This window comes from Nostoc sp. CHAB 5715 (assembly GCF_020829685.1).
Lineage (GTDB): Bacteria > Cyanobacteriota > Cyanobacteriia > Cyanobacteriales > Nostocaceae > Nostoc.
In genome coordinates, this window is sequence record NZ_JAIVFR010000500.1 from 1 (window position 1) to 5,464 (window position 5,464).

Genomic DNA, 5,464 nt, shown 5'->3' on the forward strand with positions numbered 1-5,464 from the left:
TATAGGAATCCTAAATGATATGTGAAAAATTTTAAGTAATGTAGGGTGGGCTTTGCCCACCATATCCGGGTTTTGGTGGGCAAAGCCCACCCTACGTGTATTTCAAAAATCAAATAGGAGTCCTATAGCCAAAAATCTTTAGTCTACTTCAGTAGACTTTAGCTATTAGCCTTGAACTTTAGTTCAAGGCGGTTGAGTCAGCCAACAGTTAAACTATCTATAGCTTAAGTTGACACCAATGAGCATTGCTAAACCCCTACCGCGTGGTCTATTTACCTGAAAATAGCTGTAATACTTAGTCAAAAGCGAGCAAAGCGCACAATCCCAAACCGCAAGCGAATTGCTTTATTCCACTTCGTTGCATACCCTTCTCCTGACGGAGACGCTGCGCGAACGGGAACGCCAGGGGCGAACGCAATGACATATTGTAAGTGATTTGCCGAACTTGGTATAACTCAGAAATGGCTCAACCATAGCTATCCGCTAACAGAACTGTTTTGCCCAATACCCAATACCCCATTCAAAATTCTACAATTACCGGCGTATGGTCGCTGGGTTGGGTTAATTTTCTGGGCGCGACATCGATTATACAACTTTTAGCACGCTCATACAGGATAGGTGTGAGATAGTGATGGTCAATCCGCCAACCTAAGTTGCGACGGAAGGCGGCGGCGCGATAATCCCACCAGCTATAATTTCCGCCTTCTGTGGTGAATTTGCGAAAAGCATCAGCAAATCCCAATTTCAGGATATCCCGTAAGGCTTGGCGCTCTGCTTCTGTTGCCATAATGTGATTTTCTGTACTCACTTGCTCGTGAATATCGTTATCTTCTAAGGCGATATTGAAGTCACCGCACACACAAATTGCAGGTTGTGACAGCACCAACAATCGCAAATACTCGTGTAGCGCTGTCAACCAGCGCAATTTGTATTCATATTTTTCAGTTCCTACTGCTGCACCATTGGGAACATATAAGTTAACAATCCGAACACCATCAATTACACCTGTAATCACCCGCTTTTGCTTATCCCATTCGTGGTGTAAATTTGGCAAAATCGCCCTAAACCCGCTACTTACGTCTACCAGTGGCTGGCGGCTAATTATGGCTACGCCGTTATAAGATTTCTGTCCTGATATATAAAGGTTATAGCCTAACTGCTCAAAAGGCGATCGCGGAAACTCGGCATCCACAACTTTAGTTTCTTGCAAGCAGAGAACATCAACAGGATTGGTAGCTAACCAATCGATAACCTGTTCTAGACGAGTGCGAATTGAGTTGACATTCCAAGTAGCGATTTTCATTAGTTATCAGAATTTTTTGTAAATTAATAATTACAAATTATTTAATTATTGTACAGTTACTTAATATTTAGAATTTCTGTTCCATTTCCCAATTACATTTAAACCAAGCTTTAATGGCTTGATCCCATTGGATATTTTAGTATTTTTAGCTACAAAATATTCCTTTTTGTAAGTTCTACTACAAAATATTCTACCTCGTTATGATCCCCAAGGCAGATGCAACAAGTAATTGATTTACTCTAAGTTAGAAATATAGGTCAGGCTTGACTTTTGCCGATAGTCGCTTAGATTTGTCGGTAAAAAATTTCCAGTACGGTTAACCATTACTACGCTTTTCGTAGCCTGTTAGGTTAATTTAAATGTCAAAAGAGTAAGTACAAATGCTCTCTTCTCATACAATAATGATGCAACTCATTATATTGAGGACAATTTCATAGACTGAACCAAAAAAACTAATGAAAATCGCTCAAGTTGCCCCCTTATGGGAAAGGGTTCCACCTCCTAATTATGGAGGAATAGAATTGGTAATAAGTCGCTTGACTGATGAACTTGTTCGTCGCGGTCATGAGGTAACCTTATTTGCCTCTGGCGATTCTCAAACTTTGGCTCATTTAGAAGCAGTTTATCCACGGGCATTGCGCTTAGATCCAAACATCAAAGAGTATGCAGTGTACGAAATGCTAGAACTAAGCCAAGTTTACCAGAGTGCTGCCCAATTCGATATTATCCATTCTCATGTAGGAATTTCGGCATTACCTTTAGCGAGTTTGATAACAGCAACTTCTACAGTGCATACCCTGCACAATGATTTTACAACAGATAACCGTCACGCATTTAGCTACCACAAAAAGCAACCATACATCAGCATTAGTAACTCGCAGCGTCAAATCGATCTCAATTATATTGACACGGTTTATAACGGAATTGAGCTAGCAGATTATCCATTCGTAGCCCAACCGTCAGAACCTCCGTATTTGGCATTTTTAGGTCGTTTTTCGCCAGAGAAAGGGCCACAACATGCGATCGCTATTGCGAAACAGAGTGGTTGGCGCTTGAAGATAGCAGGAAAAGTTGATGTCCAAGACTCTAAGTTTTTTGAACAAGAGATTGCCCCCCTCATAGATGGTCAGCAAATTGAATATCTAGGCGAAATCAACCACGCCGAAAAGACTGAACTTCTGGGCAATGCTGCCATAACTCTCTTCCCCATTAGCTGGCAAGAACCTTTTGGGTTAGTAATGATTGAATCAATGGCAACTGGTACACCAGTAATTGCCATGAATTTCGGCTCCGTACCTGAAGTGATTGCCCACGGTAAAACAGGTTTTATCTGCAAAAGCTATGCAGAAATGGCGGCAATGATTCCACTAGCTTTGGAACTCAACCGTCAAACCTGTAGAAAACACGTAGAAAACAACTTTAGTGTTAGCCAAATGGTTAACGGATATGAAGCTGTTTACAGACAAATTATTAAAGACCGCATAGAATCGAATGGCTGCATTTGTGCAGCTAACATTCAGTTTTAATCAACTGTTTTTCTATCCAACTTAAACAATAACTTTTTTTAGGAGGACATTGGTATGAGTACGAGAGCCAACACCTGCCCATGCTGCGGTGGTTCCCTCCTGCGCCATGTACGACATGGTGAACTATATTGGTTTTGCCTGTCGTGCCGACAAGAAGTACCGCTATTAACTGCTACTCGCCTGCCTAATGTGGAAACCCGGAACACCGGAGTAGTTCCCCAGCCTGCGGTAAATTCCTAGTTTTACGGCATTTTTAAATTAATAAAAGCCTACTAGAAATCAAGACTAATTTACTTTAAACCTATCAACTAGCCTCAACTGATAAAATCGGATGGAGCTAATTGATAGGTTTAAAGCTTTGTTAGCAGCATTACTTTATGGGCAAGAAAATTTACGCCTAGAGCAAGTTCCTGACCCCACTCCGGCGGCTGGCGAAGTTGTAATTCAAGTGGGCGCAGCAACAACTTGTGGTACAGATTTGAAAGTCTGGCGGCGTGGTGGTCATGCCAAAATGCTGATACCGCCGACGCTGTTTGGTCACGAAGGGGCTGGGCGAATTGTTGCCTTGGGTGCAGGGGTTACAAATTGGCAAATAGGCGATCGCATCGTCGCTAATAATTCTGCACCATGCATGAAGTGCTTTTTTTGTCAACGTCAAGAGTATTCATTATGTCCGAATCTGACATGGAATAATGGAACTTTTGCCGAATACCTGAAAATTCCCGCACCGATAGTAGAGCATAACTTATTGCAGATTCCCGATGAGTTGCCGTGGGAATTGGCAGCGATGACGGAACCTTTAGCTTGTGTATTGCATGGTATAGCCCGTTCTAACGTCAAAGCCAAAGATAAAATAGTCGTCTTAGGAGATGGGGCGATCGGGTTGATGTTTGTGGCAACGTTGAGTGGGAAAGCTGAGGTGTTGCTGTGGGGAGGTAATAACCACAGGCTAGAAATTGGTCAGAAATTGGGTGCAACCCAGACTTTTAATTATCATCAAATCCCAGATATTCCCAGTGTGGTGAAAGAAGTTACCCAAGGATGGGGCGCAGATGTAGTGATTGAAGCAACTGGTGTACCGAGTGTTTGGGAAACTGCGATCGCCTGCGCCCGTCCTGGTGCAACAGTCAACTTATTCGGTGGATGTCCACGGGATACCAGCATTACTGTCAACACAGAACAGCTACACTACAGCGAACTGACCATCAAAGGCGTGTTTCATAATACACCAAAGTATGTGCAGGAGGCGCTTGCACTGATCGCTAGTCGCAAAATTCCCTTTGAGTTACTTATTAGTGAACAGCGGCCATTAAAAGATTTAGAACAGGTGTTTTGTGAGATGAAGGCGCGTCAGGTAATTAAAGTAGCGATGATTCCTTAGATCGTGTTAGTTACAGTGTGAGGAAGAAGACAAGATGTTATTTATGGTGGTGGAGCGATTTAAGGATGGCAAGGCTAAAGAGATATACCGCCGATTTCAAGAGAAAGGGCGCATGATGCCTGAAGGTTTGAAGTATTTAGATAGCTGGGTTGAGGTCAATTTTGATCGTTGCTTTCAACTGATGGAATGTGACGATATACGTTTATTTCAGGAGTGGATATTCCACTGGCAGGATCTTGTTGAATTCGAGATAATTCCTATCGTTCCGTCGAAAGAGACAGCAGAGGTAGTTACTAAGATGCTTTAGCACTAGACAGATCCATAAATTAGTCCAGTCTCCGACTAAGAATGCCTATTAAGAGGCCTGCTGCCTCTCTAATTAAGCTAATGAGCATTTACAGCGCTTTTCAAGTAATTGAACTACACCACTCCCTACTCCCCACTCCCTACTCCCCATCTCATCTGTGGTCTAAATACCTGAAAAATGCTGTAAGTTGTATAAAAGCAGTGCTGGAGCCGCTTACCCAAAGGGTTCGTTAGTCGCTCATGGGGGAAACCCCCAAGACCGCGCTAACTCACTACAAGCCAATCATTCTGGAAAAATGAATGACAATTAGCTTGGTGCCGACTTGCCCATGTTAGAGCAACCTGTTGCTACTACAATAACTAGATATAGCACCACAGACTTAGGCTAAAGCATTATGACTCCTCAAGTCATTACCCCAGTATTAATGATTGAACCCTCGTCATGGTTACGTTCTGGCATCACCATTGAGAAAGTTGATAATGTTAACCTTGCTAAGTTCACAGATGAGTTACATGCTCGTCTAGAAGAATTGCTTGAGAAAAGAAAAGCTGGATTGCAAACTCCTGAAGAAGAAGCCGAATATGCTGGAATTGCTGAACTGGAGCGCATCTTGACTTTTGTTAACGCTAAACTGATTGCCAGTCGTGGGTGTTAATGAGCGCACTCGGCAGTTTGTCCGCGAAAGAGCTAAATACTTGTGTGAATATTGCCACTCTCCAGAACGCTCCAGTTCAAATCGCTTTACAATCGATCATCTTGTTCCACAATCATTAGGTGGCTCAGATGAAGATAAAAACTTAGCTCTAGCTTGTCGTCGCTGTAATGAGCGTCGTTACAACTTCACAACTGGCGTTGATGCTCAAACTCAGCAAGAAGTCGCCCTATTCAATCCTCGTCAGCAACGGTGGGTAGATCACTTCATCTGGACAGTTGATGCACTAAAGATC

At 42.8% G+C, this 5,464-nt stretch carries 8 protein-coding genes; 7 read left to right on the plus strand and 1 reads right to left on the minus strand.

The features are described from left to right. Positions 1–520: 520 nt before the first annotated feature. Positions 521–1,303, minus strand: a complete 783-nt coding sequence (gene xth / locus LC574_RS24365) for an exodeoxyribonuclease III (protein ID WP_229456130.1) — start codon at positions 1,301–1,303, stop codon at positions 521–523. A gap of 455 nt (positions 1,304–1,758) precedes the next feature. Between xth and LC574_RS24370 the strand changes: the two genes are divergently transcribed. The 7 genes from LC574_RS24370 to LC574_RS24400 form a co-directional block, all read left to right on the plus strand. After that, the gene (locus LC574_RS24370; RefSeq protein ID WP_229456131.1) at positions 1,759–2,829 is read left to right on the plus strand and encodes a glycosyltransferase family 4 protein; all 1,071 of its coding nucleotides are present in this window, start codon (positions 1,759–1,761) and stop codon (positions 2,827–2,829) included. A gap of 54 nt (positions 2,830–2,883) precedes the next feature. Continuing rightward, a complete protein-coding gene (locus LC574_RS24375; protein ID WP_229456132.1) occupies positions 2,884–3,069 on the plus strand; it encodes a hypothetical protein in 186 nt (61 codons plus the stop codon). 118 nt (positions 3,070–3,187) lie between these two features. After that, complete coding sequence (locus LC574_RS24380) at positions 3,188–4,210, plus strand: zinc-binding dehydrogenase (RefSeq protein WP_229456137.1); 1,023 nt, start codon at positions 3,188–3,190, stop codon at positions 4,208–4,210. Positions 4,211–4,244: 34 nt separating this feature from the next. After that, entirely contained in the window at positions 4,245–4,517 is a 273-nt protein-coding gene (locus tag LC574_RS24385) for a DUF3303 domain-containing protein (RefSeq protein ID WP_229456133.1), read from the plus strand. Between the two features lie 80 nt (positions 4,518–4,597). Beyond that, a complete protein-coding gene (locus LC574_RS24390) occupies positions 4,598–4,750 on the plus strand; it encodes a hypothetical protein (RefSeq protein ID WP_229456134.1) in 153 nt (50 codons plus the stop codon). A 161-nt stretch (positions 4,751–4,911) separates the two neighbouring features. Then, entirely contained in the window at positions 4,912–5,172 is a 261-nt protein-coding gene (locus LC574_RS24395) for a hypothetical protein (RefSeq protein WP_229456135.1), read from the plus strand. Next, positions 5,162–5,464 (plus strand): HNH endonuclease signature motif containing protein (locus LC574_RS24400; protein ID WP_229456136.1); only part of this gene is annotated, 303 nt, incomplete at its 3' end. The genes LC574_RS24395 and LC574_RS24400, both read left to right, overlap by 11 nt.

What these genes read in the sequence shown, in the direction of transcription:
- LC574_RS24390 (WP_229456134.1), top strand. Translation starts at nt 4,598, where the DNA reads ATGAGCATTTACAGCGCTTTTCAAGTAATTGAACTACACCACTCCCTA.
- LC574_RS24375 (WP_229456132.1), top strand. Translation starts at nt 2,884, where the DNA reads ATGAGTACGAGAGCCAACACCTGCCCATGCTGCGGTGGTTCCCTCCTG.
- xth (WP_229456130.1), bottom strand. Translation starts at nt 1,303, where the DNA reads ATGAAAATCGCTACTTGGAATGTCAACTCAATTCGCACTCGTCTAGAA.
- LC574_RS24370 (WP_229456131.1), top strand. Translation starts at nt 1,759, where the DNA reads ATGAAAATCGCTCAAGTTGCCCCCTTATGGGAAAGGGTTCCACCTCCT.
- LC574_RS24395 (WP_229456135.1), top strand. Translation starts at nt 4,912, where the DNA reads ATGACTCCTCAAGTCATTACCCCAGTATTAATGATTGAACCCTCGTCA.
- LC574_RS24385 (WP_229456133.1), top strand. Translation starts at nt 4,245, where the DNA reads ATGTTATTTATGGTGGTGGAGCGATTTAAGGATGGCAAGGCTAAAGAG.